A 25,130-nucleotide genomic window follows, 5' to 3' on the forward strand; every position below is an offset into this window, starting at 1 on the left:
CTTTTATATTTTTCGCCGTTTTAGGCGTTTTAATTCGTCAAAGAGGAATAATCTATGCGTACGTTCAGTGGCAAACGTAGTGCGCTGGCGCTGGCTATTGCCGGTGTGACAGCAATGTCAGGCCTGGTGGTGACGCCAGACGCTAAAGCAGCAGGTTTCATCGATGATTCAACCCTCACGGGCGGTATTTATTACTGGCAGCGTGAACGTGACCGTAAAGATGTCACGGAAGATAAATATAAAACGAACCTTTCTCACTCTACCTGGAACGCCAATCTGGATTTCCAGTCTGGTTACGCTGCCGATATGTTCGGTCTGGATATTGCCGCCTTCACGGCAATTGAAATGGCGGAAAATGGTGACAGCGGCCACCCGAACGAAATAGCCTTCTCCTCCAGTAATAAAGCGTATAAAGAAGACTGGTCTGGAGATAAAAGCGGTATCAGCCTGTATAAAGCTGCTGCGAAATTTAAATACGGCCCGGTATGGGCGCGCGGTGGTTATATTCAGCCAACCGGTCAAACCCTGTTAGCACCGCACTGGAGCTTTATGCCAGGTACCTATCAGGGGGCAGAAGCGGGTGCCAATTTTGATTACGGTGACGCAGGTGCGTTGAGCTTCTCGTATATGTGGACCAACGAGTATAAAGCGCCATGGCATATCGAAATGGACAAGTTCTACCAGAACGATAAAAAGACCAAAGTGGATTATCTTCACTCGCTGGGCGCGAAGTACGACTTTAAAAATGATTTAGTGCTTGAAGCGGCATTTGGTCAGGCGGAAGGTTATATCGATCAGTATTTTGCTAAGGCCAGTTATAAATTTGACATCGCGGGTAGCCCGCTGAGTACCAGCTACCAGTTCTACGGTACGCGAGATAAAGTCAGTGACGGTGGCGTGAATGATATTTATGACGGCACGGCGTGGTTGCAGGCGCTGACCTTCGGCTACAAAGTCGGTCAGGTAGATTTGCGTCTTGAAGGAACGTGGGTAAAAGCGGAAGGGCAGCAGGGCTACTTCCTGCAGCGTATGACCCCAACCTATGCATCTTCAAACGGTCGTCTGGATATCTGGTGGGATAACCGTTCCGACTTCAACGCCGATGGCGAAAAAGCAGTCTTCTTCGGCGCAATGTATGATCTGAAAAACTGGAACCTGCCAGGCTGGGCGGTGGGGGCATCTTACGCCTACGCATGGGATGCGAAGCCTGCTGATATGGCAACGCCAGACGCATACTACGATCCAAACTATCGTCTCAAAGAATCCGCTTACAGCCTGGATGCGATCTACACCCTGCAGGATGGTCGCGCCAAAGGTACTATGTTCAAACTGCACTTTACACAATACGACAACCACTCCGATATCCCGAGCTACGCGGGCGGTTACGGCAACATCTTCCAGGATGAACGCGACGTGAAATTCATGGTTATCGCTCCGTTCACCATCTTCTGATGACTCGTCCGGCGGGGTAATTCCCGCCGGACCGGAGACTACATATGAAAAAGATTGTAATCGTCGCGTTGCTGGCATCGGGACTGGTGGCTTGTGCGCAGAATCAGGCCCCGAAAGAGGACTCCCGTCTGAAAGAAGCCTACAGCGCGTGTATCAATACGGCGGAAGGTTCGCCGGAGAAGATCGAAGCCTGTCAGAGCGTGCTGAATGTGCTGAAAAAAGAGAAAGCGCATGAACAGTTCGCAACCCAGGAGAATATTCGTGTAATGGATTATCAGGCCTGTATCCAGGCGCGTAAAACCGGTAACGATCAGGAAGTCGCGAAGCGTTGCGATCAGATCTGGAAAGAGATTCGCAGCAACAACAGCCATTTTCTCGCTGTTATCATGCCCGGTGGCGCTGCGCTGCCGGGCTTTTTTTTTTGCCAGACCGCAGGCAAAAAAAAGCCAACCTTGCGGCTGGCTCAGAGTATGAAACGTGTTTATTTCGCGTCGTGCGCGTGATCGTCTTCGCGGCAATCGCCTTCAGCGCAATGACCATACAGGTACAGGCTGTGGTTCGTCAGGCGGATACCGTGACGTGCGGCGATTTCACGCTGGCGAGATTCAATGGAATCATCGCTGAATTCAATGACCTTGCCGCAATCCAGGCAGATCAGGTGATCGTGGTGATGCTGTTGAGTCAGTTCGAATACAGATTTACCGCCTTCGAAATTATGACGGGTGACAATGCCCGCGTCATCAAACTGGTTCAGCACACGATAGACGGTTGCCAGCCCAATCTCTTCGCCCATGTCGATAAGACGCTTATAAAGGTCTTCCGCACTGACATGGTGATTGTCTGGACCCTGAAGCACTTCAAGGATTTTTAACCGAGGAAGCGTAACTTTCAGGCCAGCCTTCTTTAATGCGGTATTGTTGTCAGTCATGCGGAATCTGTCCTGTTGCTAAACGATTCACTTCTGTAGGAAGTGACAGAAATTGCACCCGGGATAATGCGTCTCATTATAGAACTGCCATGGCTAAATGAAAACTGCAAGTCTCAGGTAAAGTATGCTTATAAAAACGTGGTATCACCAACAAACTTGCATTGTGAAAGCCACGTTTTATCAGGGGGTCATTGTACAGGTCTGGGCGAAAAAGTTAAAAGATTGTAGCAATTAATTTAATCGGTTTGACCTGGTTTATGGGCGCAACCACCGTTGCGCCGCAAGAATCATCAGGCGTTAAGAATATCGTCCAGGTGCAGCTCTTCACGGATCTGCTTAACCCATTTTTCAACGCGCTCGGCGGTCAGTTCTGGCTGACGATCTTCGTCAATCGCCAGACCCACGAAGTGATCGTCGTCTGCCAGACCTTTAGACGCTTCGAAGTGATAACCAGCGGTAGGCCAGTGACCTACAATAACGGCACCGTTTGGCTCAATAATGTCGCGGATGGTGCCCAGCGCATCACAGAAGTACTCTGCATAATCTTCCTGGTCGCCGCAGCCAAACAGGGCAACCAGCTTGCCGTTGAAATCCACCTCTTCCAGCGTTGGGAAGAAATCATCCCAGTCACACTGGGCTTCACCGTAATACCAGGTCGGAATACCCAGCAGCAGGATGTCATAGCCTTCGAGATCTTCTTTGCTGCTCTTGGCGATGTCGTGCACATCGGCAACGTCTTTACCGAGCTGTTTCTGAATGTTTTTTGCGATATTTTCGGTATTGCCGGTATCACTGCCGAAGAAAATGCCGATAATTGCCATGAGTAAAATAACCTCTTGATACTTAATGGTATGGTGGCGCAATTTGTCCACGGATAAAGGCAATAATAGCAGAACAGGCAACCCTGCGGAAACAGCTATCGCGCAGGACTGCACTCTGTGCTACATGAAAAGGGTAATAAAGGGATTTTTCGGACTTATGCCTTACTGCGCATGGTCTCGAGTTGGGTGAGTAACATCTCTTCGATCAGCTCGCTGCGGCTGATATTACGCGCGTCAGCCAGTTCGTTTAGCGCATCGACAGCGTCGGCGTTGAGCTTCAGTTCGACACGCTTAAGCCCACGATTTTTATCGCGTTTAAGCTGGTTGCGTTTATTAATACGCAGCTGTTCGTCGCGCGAAAGCGGATTCGTTTTTGGTCGTCCCGGTCGACGCTCATTCGCGAACAGATCTAGTGTCGTACGGTCCGTTTGTTCTTTGGCCATGATTCTGAGACTTCGGGGGAAACACGCCGCCCTGCTAATGCCTGGGCGATAAGCGCGCCATCATACATCACCAAAAACGGCACGCCAACGACTGGAAGCCCGCAGCCTTCCAGTCGCTCTCTTTTTAATCAATTTGCCGTATCAGTCAGATAGCGGCGAATGGCGCGTAAGACGGCGTCTGGTTTTTCCGCATGAACCCAATGTCCGGCGCCAGCTATGACATGAGCGCGTGCCTGCGGGAATTGCGCCAGCAGGGTATCGCGACAGGCGTCGGTAACGTAGGGCGAATTGCCGCCACGAATGAAGAGGGTAGGGTGCGGCCATGCCGGAACGGTTTCCCAACCAACGATGTTATCGTACTGCTCCCACAGCACCGGCACGTTGAACCGCCACTGGCCGTCAACGAACGATTTCAGCAGAAACTGGATAACCCCTTCTTCATCCAGATGCTCACGCATAACGACAGCTGCCTGTTGGCGCGTCGAGACGCCAGCGTTGGTCACTGCGTTGATGGCGGCGAAAATCTCATCATGGCGACGCACGTGGTAATCCACCGGGGCGACATCTATGACCACCAGGCCACTTATTCTTTCTGGTGCCAGAGCCGTCAGTGCCATGACCGCTTTGCCGCCCATTGAATGCCCGATCAACGTCACTTTCTCGAGATTGTTGGCATCCAGCGTATCCAGCAGATCCTGCGCCATGGCCGCATAGGTCATCTCTTCTGAACGCCCGGAAAGGCCATGATTTCGCATATCCACCTGCAAAATATCGTGATCGGTAACCAGATCGCGCGCCAGCACGCCCAGGTTATCCAGGCTGCCAAACAGCCCGTGAACCAGTACGATGGGAGGATTCGTGTTCGGCGATTGTGCAGATTGCGCTCGGGTATTCAATTTCATGGCAAAGTTCTTTTTTTAGGTGTGACAGGTTAGGGTATTATGTTGACCATTCTGCCGCCCGGCTGCAAGGTTCCAGTTTAATCTGACTTTTGCCGCCAACCTGGTTTGACGCTATCCGCTGTTGGGATTTGACTTTATAATCTCAACGACTTGTATTCAGATAAGATATCGCACTGGATTAAGATGAAAACAATCGAAGTTGATGACGAACTCTATCAGTTTATTGCCAGCCAAACGCGGCATATCGGGGAGAGCGCGTCCGACATTTTACGGCGTATGCTTAAAATTTCCGCCGCCTCACCGTCTGCTACCCCAGCCACTAAAGATGTCGTGTCTCAGCCGAGTGTTGTTGCACAAGCAAAACCTGCCGTCGTGCAGGTGAAAGACAAAGTACGTGCGATGCGCGAGCTGCTGCTGTCTGATGAATATGCAGAGCAGAAAAAAGCGGTCAACCGCTTCATGCTGGTGCTGTCTACACTTTATTCACTGGATAACAAGGCGTTTGCTGAAGCGACTGAGTCGCTGCACGGTCGCACGCGCGTCTATTTCGCGGGCGACGAGCAGACGCTGCTGCAAAATGGCAACCAGACCAAACCTAAACATGTCCCTGGCACACCGTACTGGGTCATCACCAATACCAATACGGGCCGCAAGTGCAGCATGGTTGAACACATCATGCAGTCCATGCAGTTCCCGGCGGAATTGATTGAAAAGGTTTGCGGTACAATTTAACCCTTGCATCAGAAGGACCCGGTAATGGCAAATCACAGCCGTGCAGGCCAACCTGCACAACAAAGCGATTTGATTAACGTCGCTCAGCTGACCGCGCAGTATTATGTGCTGAAACCGGTCGTGGGCAACGCAGAACACGCAGTGAAGTTTGGGACATCAGGCCATCGCGGTAGCGCCGCACGCCATAGCTTTAACGAACCGCACATTCTGGCCATTGCTCAGGCCATCGCGGAAGAGCGCGCCAAAAACGGTGTTACCGGTCCGTGCTACGTGGGGAAAGATACTCACGCCCTGTCTGAACCGGCATTCATTTCCGTGCTGGAAGTTCTGGCGGCGAACGGCGTTGATGTAATTGTGCAGGAAAATAACGGTTTCACCCCAACGCCTGCCGTCTCTAACGCTATCCTTGTGCACAACAAAAAAGGTGGCCCACAGGCTGACGGTATCGTTATCACGCCTTCTCACAACCCGCCGGAAGACGGTGGTATCAAATACAACCCACCTAACGGTGGCCCGGCAGATACCAACGTCACCAAAGTGGTGGAAGACCGCGCCAACGCCTTAATGGCCGATGGTCTGAAAGGCGTTAAGCGTATTTCTCTGGATGCGGCCATGGCGTCCGGCCACGTGAAAGAGCAGGATCTGGTGCAGCCGTTCGTGGAAGGGCTGGCGGATATCGTCGATATGGCGGCTATCCAGAAAGCCGGCCTGAAGCTGGGGGTGGATCCGCTGGGCGGCTCCGGTATTGAATACTGGAAACGCATTGCAGAGCATTACAAGCTGGATCTGACCATCGTTAACGATCACGTCGATCAGACCTTCCGCTTTATGCACCTTGATAAAGACGGCGCGATCCGTATGGACTGCTCCTCCGAGTGCGCGATGGCAGGCCTGCTGGCACTGCGTGACAAATTCGATCTGGCCTTCGCCAACGACCCGGATTATGACCGCCACGGTATCGTTACCCCGGCCGGGCTGATGAACCCAAACCACTACCTGGCTGTGGCAATCAACTACCTGTTCCAGCATCGTCCACAGTGGGGCAAAGAGGTGGCTGTGGGTAAAACGCTGGTCTCTTCAGCCATGATCGACCGCGTGGTCGATGCGCTGGGTCGCAAGCTGGTGGAAGTGCCGGTGGGCTTTAAATGGTTTGTTGACGGTCTGCATGACGGCAGCTTCGGCTTTGGTGGTGAAGAGAGCGCGGGGGCATCCTTCCTGCGTTTCGATGGCACACCATGGTCAACCGACAAAGACGGTATCATCATGTGTCTGCTGGCGGCGGAGATCACCGCGGTCACCGGCAAGAACCCGCAGGAACACTACGACGAGCTGGCGGCGCGCTTTGGTGCACCGAGCTACAACCGTATCCAGGCAAGCGCGACCTCCGCACAGAAAGCAGCCCTGTCTAAACTCTCTCCGGAGATGGTCAGTGCCAGCACGCTGGCCGGTGATCCCATCACGGCCCGTCTGACGGCAGCGCCGGGTAACGGTGCCTCTATCGGGGGGCTGAAGGTGATGACCGAAAATGGCTGGTTCGCCGCGCGTCCATCCGGTACGGAAGATGCGTACAAAATCTATTGTGAAAGCTTCCTCGGCGCTGAGCATCGCCAGCAGATTGAGAAAGAAGCGGTAGAGATTGTCAGCGAAGTGCTGAAAAACGCGTAAGTGGTGTTCGGTGCGGGCTGATGCCCTCACCCCGGCTCTCTCCCACAGGGAGAGGGTGAAAACACGAAAAACGGCAACCCTTGGGTTGCCGTTTTGCTTTTACCTAACTATGTTTATTCTTCAATTCAAACCGCGGTGAGACCAGCCCGTACAGCGTCCAGCCCATAAAGGTCACCATCGCACCATAAAGCATCGCCTCCTGGCCGGATGAGTAGAGCGCATAGAAGCTGTAAATCGCCCCAATCAGTGCCACAATATTGGCCGCCCGTGCTTTACGGGGATCGACTTTCGCCACCTTCTGAATGATCACCAGCGCCGCCATCGACAGAATATATGGAATGATATTTGTCACCACCGCCAGGTTGACCAGCACGTTGAACTGGCTGTTCAGCGACGGGCTAATGGTCATCAGCGACAATCCGCTCTGGAAGATGACAATGGCCAGCATGCCCTGCACCGGCGCATCGGCTTTGGTCACGCGGGAGAAGATTTTCGGGAAGTAACCTTCGTCAGCCGAAGATTTAAACACCTGCGCAATGGTGAACTGCCAGCCGAGGAGTGAACCGCAACAGGACATGACCATCAGCCCCATGATCACTTTCCCGACTTCCGGGGTGAACATCTGCGCGAAGGCCAGCCCAAACGGCGCCGTGGAGTTAGCCAAATCCATGTTCGGTACGATACCGGCAATAACGTTAGTGGAGACGATATAGATCACCGCCGCGCCCAACGTTCCGCCAAGAACGGCAATCGGGACGTTCTTTTCCGGGTTCTCTACCACTTCCGCATTAGCACAGGCAGATTCCAGACCGAGGAAGGCCCATAACGTCATGGCGATAGAGGACCCCACAGCGGAAAAGAACGGCACATGGTGCGGGTTCCAGGAGTTCGCGTACAGGGTCGGACTGAACCAGAACCAGCCGATGATGCACAGCCCCACAACCGGGATAATCACGCCCCAGACGGTGATGCTACTCAGCTGGCCGGTGATGCGCGCGCCGCCAAAGTTGGCCACGGTGCAGATCCACAGTACGCCGATGGTCGCCAGCCCAATTTGCACCGGGCTGAGCGTGGCACCAAACAGCTCCGTACCGTAACCCACGGCGGAGATGGCAATCGCCACGTTGGCGATCAGCAGCGACACGCCATAGGTGTAGTTAGCCATAAAGTTGCCAGATTTGCCGAAGGCGTATTCGGCGTAGCCGCCCATCCCGCCTGACTTACGGCTGAACATTCCGCATTTGGCAAATGCCCATGCCAGCGCCATGGAGCCGACCGCGGTTACCAGCCAGGAGATAATCGAAATGGTACCCACCTCGGCAAGTTTGGTGGGCAGCATAATAATCCCTGACCCCATCATGTTGACCATGGTGAGGATGGTCAGCTGCACCACGCCCATCTTGTTGGACTTACTCATAATTTTTCTCCTTTCAGCAGCGCGGGCTGAGCGGCGGGTTGTTTGATGACGTTACAGCGAACCTGTTTGCGTCCGTCACACTCCTCGACGTACACACCCTGCAGTTCCGGTGCGAAGCCCGGTAAAAGATTGATACCCTCCTCCAGCGCGGCAAAGTAGCGCAGGACGGAGCCTCCCCAGACTTCACCCGGAACCACGCACAGCACGCCTGGTGGGTAAGGCAGGGCGCCTTCGGCGGCAATACGGCCTTCCGCATCACGCAGCGAGACCAGTTCAACCTCACCACGCAGATACGCATAGTTTGCGTCCTGCGGGTTCATCATCACGCGAGGGAAGTGAGACTTGCGGAACATCTCTTTTTGCAGCTGTTTCACGTTATGGCGGGCGTACAGTTCATGCATCTCCTGGCATATCTGGCGCAGGGTATAACCGGCGTAGCGTTCCGGGTATTGCTTACAGATAGACGGAAGCACCTCTTTTAATGGCGCATCGGTCTGAAGCAGTTTTTCGAAACGAACCAACTGTGCCACCAGCTGCTGCAGCTTGCCCATATCTTCCGCAGGGGTCAGCAGGAACAGGATCGAGTTGAGATCGCATTTCTCCGGCACGATGCTGTTTTCACGCAGGAAGTTAGCCAGGATGGTGGCGGGCACGCCGAAATCCTCATACTCGCCGGTACGGGCGTTGATGCCCGGCGTGGTCAACAGCAGTTTGCACGGGTCGATAAAGTATTGATGCTCGGCATACCCTTCAAAAGCGTGCCAGTTTTCACCCGGCACAAAGTGGAAGAAGCGCAGGTCGGTGGCAATTTCAGCCGTGTCCCAGCTTTCCCACGGACGGCCATCTACCAGCTCCGGCACGAACGGGCGAATAAACTGGCAGTTCTCCAGGATCAGCTTGCGTGCTTCAATGCCGGTAACCACGCAGTCCATCCACATATTGCGGCCACTCTGCCCCTCGTGCATGCGGGCGTTGATATCCAGTGCGGCAAACAGGGGGTAGAACGGGCTGGTGGAGGCGTGCATCATAAAGGCGTTATTCAGGCGCTTGTGCGGGACATAGCGCGGTTGGCCTTTAATATGGCGGTCTTTCTTGTGAATTTGCGAGGTCTGCGAAAAACCCGCCTGCTGTTTATGCACTGACTGCGTAACCAGGATCCCCGGATCGTTTTCGTTCAGCTCCAGCAGCAGCGGAGAGCAGTCGGCCATCATCGGAATAAATTGCTCGTAGCCCACCCAGGCAGAATCGAACAGGATGTAGTCGCACAGGTGACCAATTTTATCGACGACCTGGCGGGCGTTATAAATGGTGCCATCGTAGGTGCCCAGCTGGATCACCGCCAGACGGAACGGACGTTCGTCACGCGCGCGACCCGGCGCCACTTCCGATACCAGCTCGCGCAGGTAGCTCTCCTCAAAACAGTGGGCATCAATCCCACCAATAAAGCCGTACGGGTTGCGCGCAGTTTCCAGATAGACCGGCGTGGCACCCGCCTGAAGCAGGGCTCCGTGGTGGTTGGATTTATGGTTATTACGATCGAACAGCACCAGGTCGCCGGGGGTGAGCAGGGCGTTTAGCACCACTTTGTTAGATGATGAGGTACCGTTCAGCACAAAGTAGGTTTTATCCGCATTAAACACTTTCGCCGCGTGTTGCTGGGCAATGCACGGCGCGCCTTCATGAATCAGCAGATCCCCCATGGCCACGTCGGCGTTGCACAGATCGGAGCGGAAAAGCGTTTCGCCGAAGAAATCGACAAATTGATTACCGGCAGGATGACGGCGGAAAAATTGCCCACCCTGATGCCCCGGACAATCGAATGCGCTGTTGCCCTGATTCACGTAGTCGACCAGTGCGCGGAAAAACGGGGGGCGTAGCTGGGTTTCGTACTTCTGCGCGGCCGCTTCCAGTTGACGTCCGTAAAAGTCGTTACTGGTCTCTGAACACTCAAACACACCGTGGATGCGCGATAAATATTCAGCCGGAATGAACTCTTCTTTATGTGTCGCAATGAATACGGGAATACCAAACCCGGTAGCTTCTATTTCTTCCAGAGTGCCACTGGAAATATCGCTCACGGCCAGAACAATGGCGGCCACGTCAATATAATCAGAGGTGCTGACATCTACCAGTTCACGGTGAGTGGTAAAGCAATCAGGGCATGCACGGCTGGTTGCAATTTTTAAACTTTTCATCTTTCTCTCTTTATTTAAGGCAATATTCGTCCCTCGATTTCTCGCAAGAAAGAAATCGATAATGTCCGGAAAAAAAAGCAAAGTGTGGCCGCTGATAAAAAATCAGTAAGTTGCTTTTTAATGAATGAGATTCAGTCCGCCCGGCTGCGGATAAGTCTGAATTAAATTGAATGAACGCACGCCTTCACAGGCAACGGCCTGTAAAATAGAGTTTTTTCAGGTTAACCTGCAAGCGGGTGCGCCAGAAGTCGAAGGACTACCGGGCATTAAAGAGATGGAAGTCAAAGCAGTTTCGGTGGGCAAACATCATGATATGTGTTGTCCGCCTTATATGGGGCATCAAGCGATTATTGTTTTCCATGTTTCATTTTCCTTTCAGTAATTGAAAGCATGGTCATTTTATCCAGGAAAAAGCGATTAACTGTGAATCAGATCACCCTTAACCGATCAAATCAGAAATAATTATTCGTTTTCAATGACTATCGCAGATCAAAAAACTGGTTTGTTGATGATGCGTTAACGGATTGTGTTGTTTGTGTTTTGGATGAGCAAAAATAAGCCAAAATTATCGCTTATGGCTTATTTAAACGGAATTATGTGGGTGGGTTTGTTTTTATTGGAAATAAAATTGAATAGTTATTCAAAGCATAAACCGATAACCGATACCGGTTTCAGTTAATAAATGGCGAGGACGTGCGGGGTCGGTTTCAAGTTTCTGGCGCAGGTGGCCCATATATATGCGTAAATAGTGACTATGTTCCACGGCGTTGGGTCCCCACACCTGAGCCAGCAGCTGACGTTGGGTCAGCACCTTACCGTGGTTGTTGAGCAAAACCGCAAGCAGGCGGAACTCTATCGGCGTGAGATGGATCTCCTCTTCACCGCGCACAATACGTCGCGAAGCGAGATCAACGTGCACATCACCGAAAGTGTACGTTGGGTCGGCAGGCGTGGCGGCACCGTGGCGACGCAGCGCCACACGAAGGCGAGCCTGTAACTCACCAATCCCAAAAGGTTTAATAAGATAGTCGTCCGCCCCGGCATCCAGCGCGGCGATTTTATCCGACTCTTCGGTGCGTGCGGAGAGCACCAGAATGGGCATCTGGCTCCACTGGCGCACCTCGCGAATAAAATCGATACCGTCGCCATCCGGCAAACCGAGATCGAGGATCACCAGGTCCGGCTTGCGGGTAGCGGCTTCAATCAACCCGCGCTGGAGCGTACCGGCATCATGAACGCGCAGACCGTCACCTTCCAGCGCAGCGCGCAGAAACCGGCTAATGGCGAGTTCATCTTCTACAATCAGGACGTTGATCACAAATCCTCTGGTAATTCATCAAGTTCTGGCGGGGTGTCCAGAGGAAGTGTAACACAAAAACGTGCACCTCCTTCCGGGCGGTTCTCCGCCGAAATGGTGCCGCCATGGACGTCAATAATGGCCTGGCAGATCGCCAGACCCAGCCCAACCCCCGGAATGGCAGACTCTTTATTGCCCCGTGAGAATTTTTCGAATATCGCTTTTTCCTGCCCGGCAGGAATACCGGGCCCGGTGTCCCAGACATCGAGCCGCAGGGTGTGATCTTCCACCGAAGCATTCACCCCAATTTGCGCGTGTGCTCCGGCATATTTACCCGCATTTTCCAGCAGATTAATTAACACCCGCTCAAACAGCGGGCCATCAACGTGAATTAATGTCAGGGGATCGGGCATGTTCAGGGCGATATGCCGTCCGCCGAGACCGGGCTCCAGCATTTTCAGCGCGCTTCCTACCACTTCCTCAAGCGTAAGCCACTCTTTTTTGAGGTTGAACCCGCCAGACTGTATCCGCGCCATATCGAGCAGGTTATTCACCAGTCGCGTGGTGTTCAGCACGTGCTGGCGGATCTCGCTGGCCTGCAGGGCGTGTTTTGAACCTTCCGCCGCCAGATCTAGGGTCAGAATTTCCGACTGGCCAAACAGCACGGTGAGAGGCGTGCGAAGATCGTGTGAGAGCGCCGCCAGCAGCGAGTTGCGAATGCTTTCGCGCTCGCTTGCCAGCCGGGCCTGTTCTTCGCTGGCCGTCAGCGCCAGCCGCTCCAGGGCGCTGGCAACCAGCAACGTAAAGGTCTCGAGCAGCCTCTGCTGCTCGGGGATCATCAGCTGGCGCAGATTAGAAGGCTCGACGATGACCAGCCCCTGATTTTTATCCGCGCTGCGCAGCGGCAGGATCTGATACGGCACGCCGGGGAGGGTGTCTGTCCCTGCGCCTGCCGGTAACCCTTTATCGAAGCTCCAGCGTGCAATGGCCTCATCCCACGGCGTCATGCCCGTGGCCGACGTCAGCGGGCGCAGCTTACCGTGCTCATCCGGGAGTAAAATCAGGTTACTGGCGTTAAATGTCGAGCGGATAAACTGCTCGCTGGTCTGGACGATATCCAGCGGCGTGCGGCCTACCGCCAGCGATTTAGACATCTCGTATAAATGTCGGGTGCGCTGTTCACGATAGCGGGCGATACGTGCCTGATATCGAACGCCTGCCGTCAGATTCCCGATCACCAGCCCGACGGTGAGCATGACGGCAAACGTGAGGACGTACTGTACATCCGAGACGGCAAGCGTTCCGCGCGGGTCGATAAAGAAGAGATCGAAGCTGATGACGTTAATTACCGTTGCCAGGACTGACGGCCAGCGCCCGTAAAAGAGCGCCACCAGCACCACGCCGAGCAGGTAGATCATCACCAGGTTGGCGGCATCAAACGCAATCAGCCACTGGCTGGCAATAAAGGTAATCAGGGCGCAAAGCACGACGGCGATAAGGCAACCGCGAAGCTGGATGCGCCATTTATCGGTGAACGTGCGGCTGTCTGGCGCACGGTTGGGTAACGGCGTGGGTTTGTCGTCCAGCGCCACGACCACCAGATCCAGGTCGGGTGCACGCCGGGCCAGCTTGTCGGCAAACGATTCGCGGCTAAACCAGCGCCGGTGCTGGCGACGGCCAATGACAATTTTGCCCAGGTTGTGCTCACGCGCGTAGCGCAGAATGGCTTTATCTTCCTGCGGATCGGAGAGGGTCGCGGTTTCCGCCCCCAGCTCCTGGGCCAGGCGCAGCGAACTCAGGATCGCGCGACGCTGGTTTTCTGGCAGGGCGTGAAGCTGCGGCGTTTCGACATACACCGCGTGCCAGACGCTGCCGAATTTCGCAGCCAGCCGGGCGGCGGTACGGACAAGCTTTTCATTGCCGCTACCGTGACCAATGCACAGCAGGATGGCATCCCGCGTATGCCAGACGCGTTCCTGTCCTTGCAGATCGCGCCAGGCACGCATCTGGTCATCCACGCGATCGGCGGTGCGGCGCAGGGCCAGTTCGCGCAGGGCAATCAGGTTGCCTTTACGAAAGAAGTGTTCGATAGCGCGTTCGGCCTGGCCTGCAATATAGACTTTCCCTTCATGCAGGCGCTGGCGCAGATCGTCTGGCGGCAGATCCACCAGCACCACTTCATCAGCGGAGTCAAAGAACGGATCCGGCACCGTTTCGCGCACCTGAATGCCGGTCACGCCGCTGACCACGTCGTTCAGGCTTTCGAGATGCTGAACATTCACCGTAGTGAAGACGTCAATCCCGGCTTCAAGTAGCTCTTCTACGTCCTGCCAGCGTTTGGGGTGGCGCGAGCCTGGCGCATTGCTGTGCGCCAGTTCGTCCATCAGAATAAGGGCGGGGCGGCGGGCGAGGGCGGCGTCGAGATCAAACTCCGTCACCAGCCTGCCACGATGGCTGATACGGCGAGGAGGCTGCGTGGCCAGCCCCTTTAACAACGCCGCGGTCTCTTTACGGCCGTGGGTTTCCACCACGCCGATTAGAATATCGAGCCCCTGAGCCCGAAGCCGCTGAGCTTCTGTCAGCATGGCGAAGGTTTTCCCGACGCCCGCGCAGGCACCGAAGAAAATTTTCAGCTTGCCGCGATGGGCTTCAGCTGTCTGTTCCAGCAGCCTGTCAGGATCCGGGCGCAAGGGCTCGTCGGTCATTTAGTTATTCCTTAGCGCGTCCAGCGCCAGATTCAGCTCAACAATATTCACTACCGGCATGCCAATGAAACTGACCAGCGGCTTTTGCGTGTGCGCTGCCACCAGCTGGCTGACCTGCTCGACGCTCAGATGACGGGCAGCGGCGACGCGCGGTATCTGCCAGGCCACCGCTTCAGGCGTCAGGCTGTAGTCCAGCCCACTGGCGGAGGCGGTCACCAGTTCAACTGGAATCTCCCGGCTGGCCTGCGGGTTGGCGCTGCGCAGGGCCGCCACACGCTCAGCGATGGCTTTGTCCAGTTCAGGATTACTGCCCGCCAGGTTGCTCCCGCCGGATGCCATCGGATTATACGGGCTATCGGCGGTAGCGGAAGGGCGTCCCTGAAAGTACCGGGCATCCGTAAAGTTTTGACCAATCAGGCGGGAGCCGCGGTTTTCACCCTGCTGTATGATCAGCGAGCCATTGGCCTGATCCTTGAACCACCACTGGCCCAGCGTGGTGGTCAGCAGCGGGTAAAGCCCACCGGTAATGAGAGACAGCAGAATAAACAGAAGTATAGCGGGACGTAACATCGTCATTTGATTCACCTTTTAAACCAGCCCGAACAGCGTTAACAGCAGGTCGATAGCTTTAATCCCGATAAAGGGCACCAGCAGCCCGCCCAGCCCGTAAATCCACAGGTTACGGCGCAGCATGGCAGCAGCCGTCAGCGGTTTATAGCTCACCCCTTTCAGCGCCAGCGGGATCAGGAAGACAATAATCAGGGCGTTGAAAATCACCGCACTGAGAATGGCCGAAGACGGGGAGTGCAGATGCATCACGTTCAGCGCGTTTAGCTGCGGATAGGTGGCCGCGAACGCCGCGGGAATAATGGCGAAATACTTCGCCACGTCATTGGCGATACTGAACGTGGTTAATGACCCGCGCGTCATCAGCATCTGTTTACCGATATGCACCACTTCAATCAGCTTGGTCGGGTTAGAGTCAAGATCGACCATGTTGCCCGCCTCTTTTGCCGCCTGGGTACCGGAGTTCATCGCCACCGCCACGTCGGCCTGTGCGAGGGCAGGGGCGTCGTTGGTGCCGTCACCGGTCATCGCGACCAGACGACCTTCCGCCTGGTACTGACGGATCAACGCCAGCTTGGCTTCCGGTGTGGCTTCCGAGAGGAAATCATCCACGCCCGCTTCTGCGGCAATCGCGGCGGCAGTCAGCCGGTTATCCCCGGTGATCATCACCGTTTTAATCCCCATTTTACGCAACTGGGCGAAACGCTCTTTAATGCCGCCTTTGACGATGTCCTTCAGCGCAATCACCCCCAGCACATTCGCCCCTTCGGCTACGACCAGCGGTGTGGCCCCCTGGCGAGCAACGCTCTCAACCAGATTGTCCACTTCCGGTGGAAAATGGCCGTTGTTGGCTTCAATGTGGCGACGAATGGCATCAACGGAACCTTTGCGGATCATGCGCTCCTGAATGTTGATACCGCTCATTCGGGTTTGTGCCGTAAAGGGGACAAAAGTGGCGTGCAGGCTCTGCACATCACGCTGGCGCAGATTAAAGCGCTGTTTCGCCAGAATAACGATGCTGCGGCCTTCCGGCGTTTCATCGGCAAGAGACGAGAGCTGGGCGGCATCGGCCAGCGTTTTTTCATCCACGCCCGGGGCAGTTAAAAACTCGGAGGCCTGGCGGTTGCCGAGGGTGATGGTCCCGGTTTTATCCAGCAGCAGCACATCCACGTCACCGGCGGCCTCTACGGCGCGTCCGCTGGTGGCGATAACGTTCGCGCCCAGCATGCGGCTCATACCCGCCACACCAATAGCGGAGAGCAGGCCGCCGATGGTGGTTGGGATCAGGCAGACCAGCAGCGCCACCAGCACGGTGATGCTGACCGCGGTGCCCGCGTAGCTGGAGAAGGGCCACAGCGTGGCGGTAGCCAGCAGGAAGACGATGGTCAGCGCCACCAGCAGAATGGTGAGGGCAATTTCGTTGGGTGTTTTACGACGCTGCGCGCCCTCTACCATGGCGATCATCCGGTCGAGGAAGGTTTCACCCGGGTTGACGCTGCACTGGATCACCAGCCAGTCGGAGAGAATACGCGTCCCGCCCGTGACCGAGGCGAAGTCACCGCCAGATTCACGAATGACCGGCGCAGATTCCCCGGTAATGGCGCTCTCGTCTACCGAGGCGCCCCCTTCAATGACTTCGCCATCACAGGGGATGATGTCACCGGCTTCCACCAGCACCACATCGCCTTTACGCAGCTCATCTGCCGGCACGTGGTCCATCTGCGCGCCGTATTTTGGCTCACGTAATTTGCGTGCGAAGGCGGTCTTTTTTACCCCTTTCAGGCTATTGGCCTGCGCTTTACTGCGGCCTTCCGCCAGCGCCTCGGCAAAGTTGGCAAACAGCACGGTAAACCACAGCCACAGGCTGATGGCTCCGGTGAACATCGCGTTGCCCGGGAGGTGACCTGTTCCCATGGCAAGCGCCAGGACGGTAGTCAGCACGCTGCCTGCCCAGACGATAAACATCACCGGGTTGTGCCACTGTACGCGCGGGCTCAGCTTTTTCACCGCATCCATGAGGGCCTGACGAACTAACGACGGTTCGAACAGGGCCAGTTGTTTACGACTCATGACAATTCTCCGCAAAATCAGCGTAAAGAGAGGGTTTCCGCGACCGGGCCTAACGCGAGGGCGGGGATAAAGGTCAGGGCGCCTACCAGCAACACGGTGCCGGTCAGCAGGCCAATAAACAGCGCACCGTGTGTCGGTAATGTACCGGTGGTGGTCGGTTGGATTTTTTTATTCACCAGCGATCCGGCGATGGCCATCACCGGCACAATCACGCCGAAGCGGCCGACAAACATGCAGAAAGCCAGCAGACAGTTCCAGAAAGGCGAATTGGCGCTTAAGCCTGCAAAGGCGCTGCCGTTGTTGTTCGCCGCAGACGAGACGGCGTAGAGCACTTCACTAAAGCCATGGATACCCGGGTTAAAGATGCCGCTGCGCCCGGCTTCGGTCATCAGTGCCAGCGCGGTGCCGAGCAGCACGAGAGCAGGCGTGACCAGAATGGCCAGCGCGGTTAATTTCATCTCCCGGACGTCGATTTTTTTGCCCAGGTATTCCGGGGTACGGCCAATCATCAGACCGGCGATAAACACCGCCAGCAGCACAAACAGCAGCATGCCGTAAAGACCAGAGCCCACGCCGCCAAACACCACTTCGCCAATCTGCATCAGCCACATTGGGATCATGCCACCCAGTGCCGTAAAGGAGTCATGCATGGCGTTAACCGCCCCGCACGAGGCTGCGGTGGTAACCACGGCAAACAAACTGCTGGACAGGATGCCAAAGCGACTCTCTTTCCCTTCCATGTTGATCGCGCTGTCAGCGCCCAGCGTCAGGAAATGCGGATTACCTTTCCATTCCGCCCACATCACCAGCGCGACGCAGACCACGAAGATCAGAGACATGGTCCACAGAAGGGTGCGTCCCTGACGGCGGTCGTTGACCACATCGCCAAAGGCAAAACAGAGCGCGGCGGGGATCAGGAAGATCGCCAGCATTTCGACAAAGTTGGTCAGCGCTGTTGGGTTTTCAAACGGATGCGACGAGTTGGCGTTGAAGAAGCCACCGCCGTTAGTCCCGAGCATCTTAATGGCTTCCTGCGAGGCCACCGGCCCCATAGGCAAAAGCTGTTTTGCCCCTTCCAGAGAGGTATACGGCGCGTAAGGCAGCAGGTTTTGCAGGGTACCTTGCTGAATAAAGAACAGCGCGATAATGAGGGCAACAGGGAGCAGTATCCACAGCGTGATGCGTGTCAGATCGACCCATGCGTTGCCCAGCGTGCTGATATTTTGACGCGCAAAGGCACGCGTGAGCGCGAAGATCACCGCAATACCGGTGGCAGCAGAGAGGAAGTTTTGCACGGTTAACCCGGCCATCTGGCTAAAGTAGCTCAGCGTGGTTTCCCCGGCATAGGACTGCCAGTTGGTGTTAGTGACAAAGCTGACTGCCGTGTTCAGCGCCAGATGCCAGGACAGACCCGGTAACTGCTGCGGGTTGAGCGGTAAGCTCCCCTGCAGCATCAGCATGCTGAAGAGGACGATGAGGCCGACAATATTCAGCAGCAGGAGCGCCATCAGATACTGGCGCCAGTTCATTTCCCCCTCCCGAATGCCCAGAACGCGCCAGATCACTTTTTCTACGCGACCTGCCACCGGCAGCGCCACGTTGTTAATCATCCTTGCCAGCACTGTTCCCAGCGGTCTTGCCAGCAGGAACAACACCCCTAAAAAACTGGCAATAAGCAAAAACGCCTGAGCAGCCATCAGAATGCCTCCGCATTAATCAGGGCATAAACCAGATAGCCCAATAACAGGAACACCAGCACGATGCCGGCAATAAGGCCTGCACTCACAATCCACCTCCGGGTGACATTTGTATTTGTGCTAACGGTAGGATTTATGGCGCAAAGATTTCGCAAAAATCAGGACGAGGGGTGTAAAAAAAGTATAAAAATGGCAAAGCCCACAATTTAACTATTGATAAGTAAATCGTTAACTTTTTTGTAACTTAATTACGGTGTGAATGTAAATTTTGGCTAAACGGCTAAAAATAAGTGGTCGGATGAGTAGTAAAATTACAAACAAAGCGATATTATTTTAGCCAGGTCACAGTTTTTGAATTTTCCGGAGTCAGTTTCCGGCCAACTACAGGGGAGAAAAATATGGATCTTTATAAAGAGTATCCGGCTCATATCGTGTTCATGCGTCGCGCTTTCGCCGTAGTGGCTGGCGTGCTGGCCCTGCCGGTGATGTTGTTCTGGAAAGATCGCGCACGTTTTTACAGCTATCTGCACCGCGTCTGGGCAAAAACCAGCGAGAAGCCGGTATGGATGGATCAGGCCGAAAAAGCGACCTGTGATTTCTACTAATAAAAAGACTACACACAGCAATAAACAAACCGCCTACAGCAATGTGGCGGTTTTTTTTGTCCCTCCGGATTCGCGGTTCGTTGGGTGGTTTTCAGGCATAACTTCTTATTCTGAGTCATCAACAGCCACTACCTTATTTCATCCTGTCTACACTTCATGGCAAAGTAGTTCAATGCGTGCCTTTTTCGTTTTACGGCATGCCCTTACGGACATAATGGACAATTGCCTGGAGTTTTATGCCCACCCATCTGGTTTGGTTTCGCGCGGATCTGCGCCTGCATGATAACATCGCCCTGGCGGCAGCCTGTCGCTCTGAACACGCCCGCGTGCTGGCACTGTTTATCGCTACTCCCGGACAGTGGCAGCAGCATGATATGGCCCCCCGACAAGCCGCTTATCTCTGTTCGCATCTGAATGCCCTGCAACGTTCGCTGGCGGAAAAAGGCATTCCGTTGATTTACAAAGAGGTCAGCGATTTTACCGCTCAGCTCAGCGCGGTACAGGAGGTGTGTCAGCAGAACGACGTTACGCATCTTTTTTACAACTACCAGTACGAATTCAATGAACAGCAGCGCGATCGCGAGCTTGAGCGCATCCTCGGGGATGTAGAGTGTCAGGGATTTGATGACAGCGTCATGCTGGCGCCGGGCAGCGTAATGACCGGCAATCGCGAGATGTATAAGGTCTTTACGCCGTTTAAAAATGCATTTATCAAACGGCTGAAAGAGGCGTTGCCGGAGTGTGTTGCCGCGCCGTCTGCGCGAGGGGAGTGTGTAGACGACCTGCCTGAACTGACGTTTGACTATCCGCAACAGGCGTATGAGCACTCTTTATTCCCGGCTGATGAAAAAGCGGCAATCGCGCAGCTGCGCCAGTTCTGCAAAACGGGGGCGGCCGCTTACGAGGCACGCCGGGATTTCCCCGCCATTGAAGGTACCAGCCGGTTGTCGGCCTGTTTAGCGCTGGGCGTGCTTTCTCCGCGCCAGTGTTTACACCGTCTTCTGGCAGAGCAGCCCCAGGCGCTGGAGGGGGGCGCTGGCTCGGTATGGCTTAACGAGCTTATCTGGCGCGAATTCTACCGTCATCTGATGACGTATCACCCTGAATTATGTAAACATCGTCCTTTCATTCGCTGGACCGAAAATGTGCAGTGGCAGCAAAACGAGACGCTGCTGCAGGCCTGGCAAAAGGGTGAAACCGGCTACCCGATTGTGGACGCCGCGATGCGCCAGCTGAATGAAACCGGATGGATGCATAACCGCCTGCGGATGATTACCGCCAGCTTCCTGGTGAAAGATCTGCTTATCGACTGGCGTGTCGGGGAGCGGTATTTTATTTCTCAGCTGATCGATGGCGATCTCGCGGCGAATAACGGCGGCTGGCAATGGGCGGCCTCGACCGGAACCGATGCGGCACCTTACTTCCGGATTTTTAATCCCACCACGCAGGGACAAAAATTTGATGCGGACGGGACGTTTATCCGCCACTGGTTGCCTGCGCTGAAAGCGGTTCCCGCTAAGGCGATCCACGACCCGTGGGCATGGGCGGACAAACAGGGCGTAACGCTCGATTATCCTCGTCCGATTGTTGAACATAAACAGGCACGCGTCGCCACGCTGGCGGCGTACGAAGCGGCCCGCAAAGCGTAAGAGAGTCATGATGAAAAATACCGAACTGGAAAGTCTGATCAACGAAAAACTGAACAGCAGTGCCTTCAGCGACTACGGCCCGAACGGGTTACAGGTTGAAGGGCGCGACACGGTGCAAAAAATTATCACCGGTGTGACCGCCAGTCAGGCGTTGCTGGATGAAGCCGTGCGTCAGGAGGCCGATGCGGTCATCGTCCATCACGGCTATTTCTGGAAGAACGAATCACCGATCGTTCGCGGCATGAAGCGCAACCGACTGAAAACGTTGCTGGCGAATGATATCAACCTCTATGGCTATCACCTGCCGCTGGACGCTCATCCCGAGCTTGGCAACAACGTCCAGCTCGCGCAGCTGTTAGGGATCACCGTGATGGGTGAAATTGAGCCGCTGGTACCGTGGGGCGAGCTGTCGATGCCGGTACCGGGTCTTGAGCTGGCCTCCTGGATTGAAGCTCGTCTGGGCCGCCGTCCGCTGTGGAGCGGCGATACCGGCCCGGATACGGTGAAGCGTGTCGCCTGGTGCACCGGTGGCGGTCAGGGCTTTATCGATAGCGCCGCGCGTTTTGGTGTTGATGCCTTTATTACCGGGGAAGTCTCCGAGCAGACCATCCATTCAGCCCGTGAACAGGGGCTGCATTTTTACGCGGCAGGTCACCACGCCACCGAGCGCGGCGGCATTCGCGCCCTGAGCGAATGGCTGACCGAAAATACCGATCTGGATGTCACCTTTATTGATATCCCTAACCCGGCCTGATGAGAGGTACCTGAGTGCAGCGAGCGCGTTGTTATCTTCTGGGGGAAACGGCGGTGGTGCTGGAGCTGGAGCCGCCCGTCACCCTTGCTACCCAAAAGCGTATCTGGCGGTTAACGCAGCGTCTGGTGGATGTGCCGGAGGTGGTTGAAGCGATCCCGGGGATGAATAACATCACCGTGGTGCTGCGTAATCCGCATATGCTGGCACTGGATGCCATTGAACGTTTACAGCGCTGGTGGGAGGAGAGCGAAGCGCTGGAGCCGGAATCCCGCACGATTGAGATCCCGGTGGTGTATGGGGGCACAGGGGGACCCGATCTTGGCGTGGTGGCTGAACACAGTGGGCTAACCGAAAAACAGGTCGTTGAGCTGCACGCCTCTGTTGATTATGTGGTCTGGTTTTTGGGATTCCAGCCGGGCTTCCCGTATCTGGGCGGACTCCCTTCGGCACTGCATACGCCACGTCGCGCTGAGCCGCGCCTGAGCGTGCCGGCGGGTACCGTCGCGATTGGCGGCGAACAGACGGGCATTTATCCGCTGGCGTCGCCGGGGGGCTGGCAGCTTATCGGACACACGTCGATGCCGTTATTTGAACCGGGCCTGGACTCGCCGGTCCTCCTGCGTCCTGGCGACACCCTTCGCTTTATTCCGCAGAAGGAGGGGGTATGTTAACGCTTATTCGCGCCGGGCTTTACACCTCTGTTCAGGATGCGGGTCGCTTTGGCATGCGCCAGTCTGGCGTGAGCTACTGTGGCGCGCTGGACAGGCCAGCACTGGAGATTGCCAATGTGCTGGTGGGCAATCCCGGCAATACGGCTGCGCTCGAAATTACGCTGGGGCAGTGTGTCATTGAATTTAGTCAGGAGACCTGGTTTGCGTTAACCGGCGCCGGGTGCGATGCCACGCTTGATGGCAAAGCGGTCTGGACCGGCTGGCGGCTGCGGGCAAAAGCCGGACAGCGTTTAACGCTTAAGCGTCCTCAGCATGGGGTTCGCAGTTACCTTGCCGTTGCCGGTGGGATTGACGTGCCGGAGGTGCTGGGCTCATCCAGTACCGATCAGAAAGCCGGAATTGGCGGCCACGAAGGACGTTTGTTGCGCGATGGCGATCGTCTGGCGATAAAACCGTCAACGCGGCACTTTTCAACCGCGCAGGGTGTAAAACAGCTCCTGTGGGGAAACCAGATCCGCGCCCTGCCGGGGCCGGAGTATCAAGAATTTGATGAGATGTCTCAGGAGTCTTTCTGGCGCTCGCCGTGGAAGATTAGCCCGCAGAGTAACCGCATGGGGTATCGTCTTCAGGGGCAGCCGCTGACCCGTACGACGGACCGCGAACTGCTTTCACACGGTCTGTTGCCCGGCGTCATTCAGGTACCGGGTAACGGTCAACCGATTGTGTTGATGAACGATGCACAGACCACGGGCGGTTACCCGCGCATCGCCTGCATTATTGAGGCCGATCGCTACCATCTGGCGCAAATCCCGCTCGGACAGCCGATTCACTTCGTGCAATGCTCCCTGGAGGAGGCGCTGAAGGCGCGGCAGGACCAGCAGCGTTATCTGGAACAACTGGCGTGGAGGCTTGATGGTAAAGATTGATTTAAACGCCGATCTGGGCGAGGGCGGCAGCGCCGACGCTGAACTGATGACCCTGGTCACCTCGGTGAATATCGCCTGCGGTTTTCACGCGGGTGATGCCCAAACGATGCTGGCTAGCGTGCGCAATGCCATCAAAAACGGCGTAGCGATAGGGGCGCATCCGAGCTTCCCTGACCGGGAGAATTTTGGTCGCACGGCGATGGATCTCCCGCCCGAGACGGTCTACGCCCAGACGCTTTACCAGATTGGCGCGCTCGAGGCGATTGTGCGTTCGCAGCAGGGCGCGCTGCGCCACGTGAAGCCGCACGGCATGCTCTATAATCAGGCGGCGAACGACCCCGCGCTGGCTGAGGCCATCGCCCGGGCGGTGTTCGATTGCAACCCACAACTGATCCTGGTTGGCCTGGCGGGGAGCGAGCTGATTCGCGCCGGTCAGCGTCTGGGGTTAACCACCCGCCAGGAAGTGTTTGCCGACCGAGGCTATCAGCCCGACGGAACCCTGGTTCCCCGTTCCCGGCCCAACGCGCTGATCACCGATGAGTCTCTGGCGCTGGCGCAGACCCTTCAGATGGTGCGCGAGGGAACAGTAACAACGGTTGAAGGTAATACGGCCAGCGTTCAGGCTGACACAGTATGCTTACACGGTGATGGCGAGCACGCGCTGCAGTTTGCCCGCCGCTTACGGGCGGCGTTTGCAGAGCAGGGGATCCTCGTCAGCGCCTGAAAATCATAAGGATAAAGAGATGCCAGAAGGCCCGGAGATCCGCCGCGCTGCGGATAGCCTCGAGGCGGCGATAAAAGGCAAACCCCTGACGGACGTCTGGTTTGCTTTTCCTCAACTGAAGCCGTTTGAAGCACCGCTGGTGGGACAAACGGTGACCCACATCGAAACACGGGGAAAGGCGTTACTCACGCATTTCTCCCATAACCTTACGTTATACAGCCACAACCAGCTTTATGGCGTCTGGCGGGTGGTTAACGCCAACGAGCAGCCGCAAACCACCCGTGTGCTGCGCGTCAGGCTGCAAACCGCGGATAAAGCGATTTTGCTGTATAGCGCGTCTGATATCGAAATGTTAACGCCGGAGCAACTGCTTACGCACCCGTTCTTACAGCGGGTCGGGCCGGACGTGCTGGATATGCGTCTGACGGCGAACGATGTCAAAGCCCGCTTGTTATCCCCTAAATTCCGCAACCGGCAATTTTCCGGGCTACTGCTCGATCAGGCGTTCCTGGCCGGATTAGGCAATTACCTTCGCGTCGAAATTCTCTGGGAGGTCGGGCTGGCACCACAGCATAAAGCGTCGCAGTTGAGCGATGAACAGCTGGAAGCGCTCTCTCACGCGCTGCTGGATATTCCACGGCTATCGTATAACACCCGCGGCGTGGTAGATGACAACAAGCATCACGGGGCGCTATTCCGCTTTAAGGTGTTTCATCGGGCGGGGAAGAGGTGCGAGCGGTGCGGTGGGGTGATTGAGAAGACAACGCTCTCTTCACGACCGTTTTACTGGTGTCCCGGGTGCCAGAGGTAAAAAATAAAACGGTAACCCTCAGGTTACCGTTTTTAATGTTTTCACCCTCTCCCGGTGGGAGAGGGCCGGGGTGAGGGCATCAGGCCGCACCCACGTCTT

At 55.7% G+C, this 25,130-nt stretch carries 23 protein-coding genes and 1 pseudogene; 11 read left to right on the forward strand and 13 right to left on the reverse strand.

Annotated features, from left to right (window positions below):
* Positions 1 to 54 precede the first annotated feature (54 nt).
* Complete coding sequence (gene chiP / locus ACQG19_RS07045) at positions 55 to 1,452, forward strand: chitoporin ChiP (protein WP_038418907.1); 1,398 nt, start codon at positions 55 to 57, stop codon at positions 1,450 to 1,452.
* Between the two features lie 44 nt (positions 1,453 to 1,496).
* Positions 1,497 to 1,820 (forward strand): annotated as a pseudogene (gene chiQ, locus ACQG19_RS07050) (ChiQ/YbfN family lipoprotein); the annotation flags it as partial.
* A 113-nt stretch (positions 1,821 to 1,933) separates the two neighbouring features.
* Here chiQ and fur read toward each other — a convergent pair.
* The 4 genes from fur to ybfF all read right to left on the reverse strand — a co-directional run bounded on the left by fur (position 1,934) and on the right by ybfF (position 4,546).
* Positions 1,934 to 2,380, reverse strand: coding sequence for a ferric iron uptake transcriptional regulator (gene fur / locus ACQG19_RS07055; protein ID WP_010428651.1), 447 nt, complete (start codon positions 2,378 to 2,380; stop codon positions 1,934 to 1,936).
* Positions 2,381 to 2,670: 290 nt separating this feature from the next.
* On the reverse strand, positions 2,671 to 3,201 hold the full coding sequence (gene fldA / locus ACQG19_RS07060; protein WP_008501067.1) for a flavodoxin FldA: 531 nt from the start codon (positions 3,199 to 3,201) through the stop codon (positions 2,671 to 2,673).
* Between the two features lie 155 nt (positions 3,202 to 3,356).
* A complete protein-coding gene (gene ybfE / locus ACQG19_RS07065; RefSeq protein WP_013097563.1) occupies positions 3,357 to 3,644 on the reverse strand; it encodes a LexA regulated protein in 288 nt (95 codons plus the stop codon).
* Between the two features lie 128 nt (positions 3,645 to 3,772).
* The gene (gene ybfF, locus ACQG19_RS07070) at positions 3,773 to 4,546 is read right to left on the reverse strand and encodes an esterase (protein WP_023621115.1); all 774 of its coding nucleotides are present in this window, start codon (positions 4,544 to 4,546) and stop codon (positions 3,773 to 3,775) included.
* A 183-nt stretch (positions 4,547 to 4,729) separates the two neighbouring features.
* Between ybfF and seqA the strand changes: the two genes are divergently transcribed.
* Complete coding sequence (seqA, locus tag ACQG19_RS07075; RefSeq protein WP_020684949.1) at positions 4,730 to 5,278, forward strand: replication initiation negative regulator SeqA; 549 nt, start codon at positions 4,730 to 4,732, stop codon at positions 5,276 to 5,278.
* Between the two features lie 24 nt (positions 5,279 to 5,302).
* Positions 5,303 to 6,943: a phosphoglucomutase (alpha-D-glucose-1,6-bisphosphate-dependent) gene (gene pgm / locus ACQG19_RS07080; RefSeq protein WP_020684950.1), complete on the forward strand. Its 1,641-nt coding sequence runs from the start codon at positions 5,303 to 5,305 to the stop codon at positions 6,941 to 6,943.
* A 103-nt stretch (positions 6,944 to 7,046) separates the two neighbouring features.
* Here the strand turns inward: pgm and potE are convergent, their stop codons facing one another.
* The 9 genes from potE to kdpF form a co-directional block, all read right to left on the reverse strand.
* On the reverse strand, positions 7,047 to 8,360 hold the full coding sequence (gene potE / locus ACQG19_RS07085; protein WP_013097559.1) for a putrescine-ornithine antiporter: 1,314 nt from the start codon (positions 8,358 to 8,360) through the stop codon (positions 7,047 to 7,049).
* The gene (gene speF / locus ACQG19_RS07090; protein WP_013097558.1) at positions 8,357 to 10,555 is read right to left on the reverse strand and encodes an ornithine decarboxylase SpeF; all 2,199 of its coding nucleotides are present in this window, start codon (positions 10,553 to 10,555) and stop codon (positions 8,357 to 8,359) included. Before speF ends, potE begins: the two co-directional genes overlap by 4 nt.
* Before the next feature lie 256 nt (positions 10,556 to 10,811).
* Positions 10,812 to 10,916 carry a leader peptide SpeFL gene (gene speFL, locus ACQG19_RS07095; protein WP_003858645.1) on the reverse strand — a complete coding sequence of 35 codons (105 nt, stop codon included), beginning with the start codon at positions 10,914 to 10,916 and terminating at the stop codon, positions 10,812 to 10,814.
* A 279-nt stretch (positions 10,917 to 11,195) separates the two neighbouring features.
* Positions 11,196 to 11,873 (reverse strand): two-component system response regulator KdpE, encoded by a 678-nt coding sequence (gene kdpE, locus ACQG19_RS07100; RefSeq protein ID WP_013097557.1) that lies wholly within the window; start codon positions 11,871 to 11,873, stop codon positions 11,196 to 11,198.
* Positions 11,870 to 14,557: a two-component system sensor histidine kinase KdpD gene (kdpD, locus tag ACQG19_RS07105; protein WP_426725861.1), complete on the reverse strand. Its 2,688-nt coding sequence runs from the start codon at positions 14,555 to 14,557 to the stop codon at positions 11,870 to 11,872. Before kdpD ends, kdpE begins: the two co-directional genes overlap by 4 nt.
* Positions 14,558 to 15,133, reverse strand: a complete 576-nt coding sequence (gene kdpC, locus ACQG19_RS07110; RefSeq protein WP_029883014.1) for a potassium-transporting ATPase subunit KdpC — start codon at positions 15,131 to 15,133, stop codon at positions 14,558 to 14,560.
* A 12-nt stretch (positions 15,134 to 15,145) separates the two neighbouring features.
* On the reverse strand, positions 15,146 to 17,194 hold the full coding sequence (kdpB, locus tag ACQG19_RS07115) for a potassium-transporting ATPase subunit KdpB (protein WP_246931547.1): 2,049 nt from the start codon (positions 17,192 to 17,194) through the stop codon (positions 15,146 to 15,148).
* A gap of 17 nt (positions 17,195 to 17,211) precedes the next feature.
* Positions 17,212 to 18,891: a potassium-transporting ATPase subunit KdpA gene (gene kdpA, locus ACQG19_RS07120; protein ID WP_246931545.1), complete on the reverse strand. Its 1,680-nt coding sequence runs from the start codon at positions 18,889 to 18,891 to the stop codon at positions 17,212 to 17,214.
* Positions 18,891 to 18,980, reverse strand: a complete 90-nt coding sequence (kdpF, locus tag ACQG19_RS07125) for a K(+)-transporting ATPase subunit F (RefSeq protein ID WP_014069365.1) — start codon at positions 18,978 to 18,980, stop codon at positions 18,891 to 18,893. Before kdpF ends, kdpA begins: the two co-directional genes overlap by 1 nt.
* Before the next feature lie 309 nt (positions 18,981 to 19,289).
* Between kdpF and ACQG19_RS07130 the strand changes: the two genes are divergently transcribed.
* From ACQG19_RS07130 to nei, 7 genes are all read left to right on the forward strand, one after another.
* Positions 19,290 to 19,496, forward strand: coding sequence for a YbfA family protein (locus tag ACQG19_RS07130; protein ID WP_013097552.1), 207 nt, complete (start codon positions 19,290 to 19,292; stop codon positions 19,494 to 19,496).
* Between the two features lie 236 nt (positions 19,497 to 19,732).
* The gene (phrB, locus tag ACQG19_RS07135; RefSeq protein ID WP_246931543.1) at positions 19,733 to 21,145 is read left to right on the forward strand and encodes a deoxyribodipyrimidine photo-lyase; all 1,413 of its coding nucleotides are present in this window, start codon (positions 19,733 to 19,735) and stop codon (positions 21,143 to 21,145) included.
* A 10-nt stretch (positions 21,146 to 21,155) separates the two neighbouring features.
* A complete protein-coding gene (locus ACQG19_RS07140; RefSeq protein WP_023621132.1) occupies positions 21,156 to 21,899 on the forward strand; it encodes a type 2 GTP cyclohydrolase I in 744 nt (247 codons plus the stop codon).
* 14 nt (positions 21,900 to 21,913) lie between these two features.
* The gene (gene pxpB, locus ACQG19_RS07145) at positions 21,914 to 22,570 is read left to right on the forward strand and encodes a 5-oxoprolinase subunit PxpB (protein ID WP_029883019.1); all 657 of its coding nucleotides are present in this window, start codon (positions 21,914 to 21,916) and stop codon (positions 22,568 to 22,570) included.
* Entirely contained in the window at positions 22,564 to 23,496 is a 933-nt protein-coding gene (pxpC, locus tag ACQG19_RS07150) for a 5-oxoprolinase subunit PxpC (RefSeq protein WP_246931541.1), read from the forward strand. Before pxpB ends, pxpC begins: the two co-directional genes overlap by 7 nt.
* Positions 23,483 to 24,220, forward strand: coding sequence for a 5-oxoprolinase subunit PxpA (gene pxpA / locus ACQG19_RS07155; RefSeq protein ID WP_029883020.1), 738 nt, complete (start codon positions 23,483 to 23,485; stop codon positions 24,218 to 24,220). Before pxpC ends, pxpA begins: the two co-directional genes overlap by 14 nt.
* 19 nt (positions 24,221 to 24,239) lie before the next feature.
* Positions 24,240 to 25,031: an endonuclease VIII gene (nei, locus tag ACQG19_RS07160; RefSeq protein WP_095907522.1), complete on the forward strand. Its 792-nt coding sequence runs from the start codon at positions 24,240 to 24,242 to the stop codon at positions 25,029 to 25,031.
* The last annotated feature ends 99 nt before the right edge of the window (positions 25,032 to 25,130 follow it).

Source organism: Enterobacter cloacae complex sp. 277I4 (genome assembly GCF_050031465.1).
Classification (GTDB): domain Bacteria; phylum Pseudomonadota; class Gammaproteobacteria; order Enterobacterales; family Enterobacteriaceae; genus Enterobacter; species Enterobacter cloacae.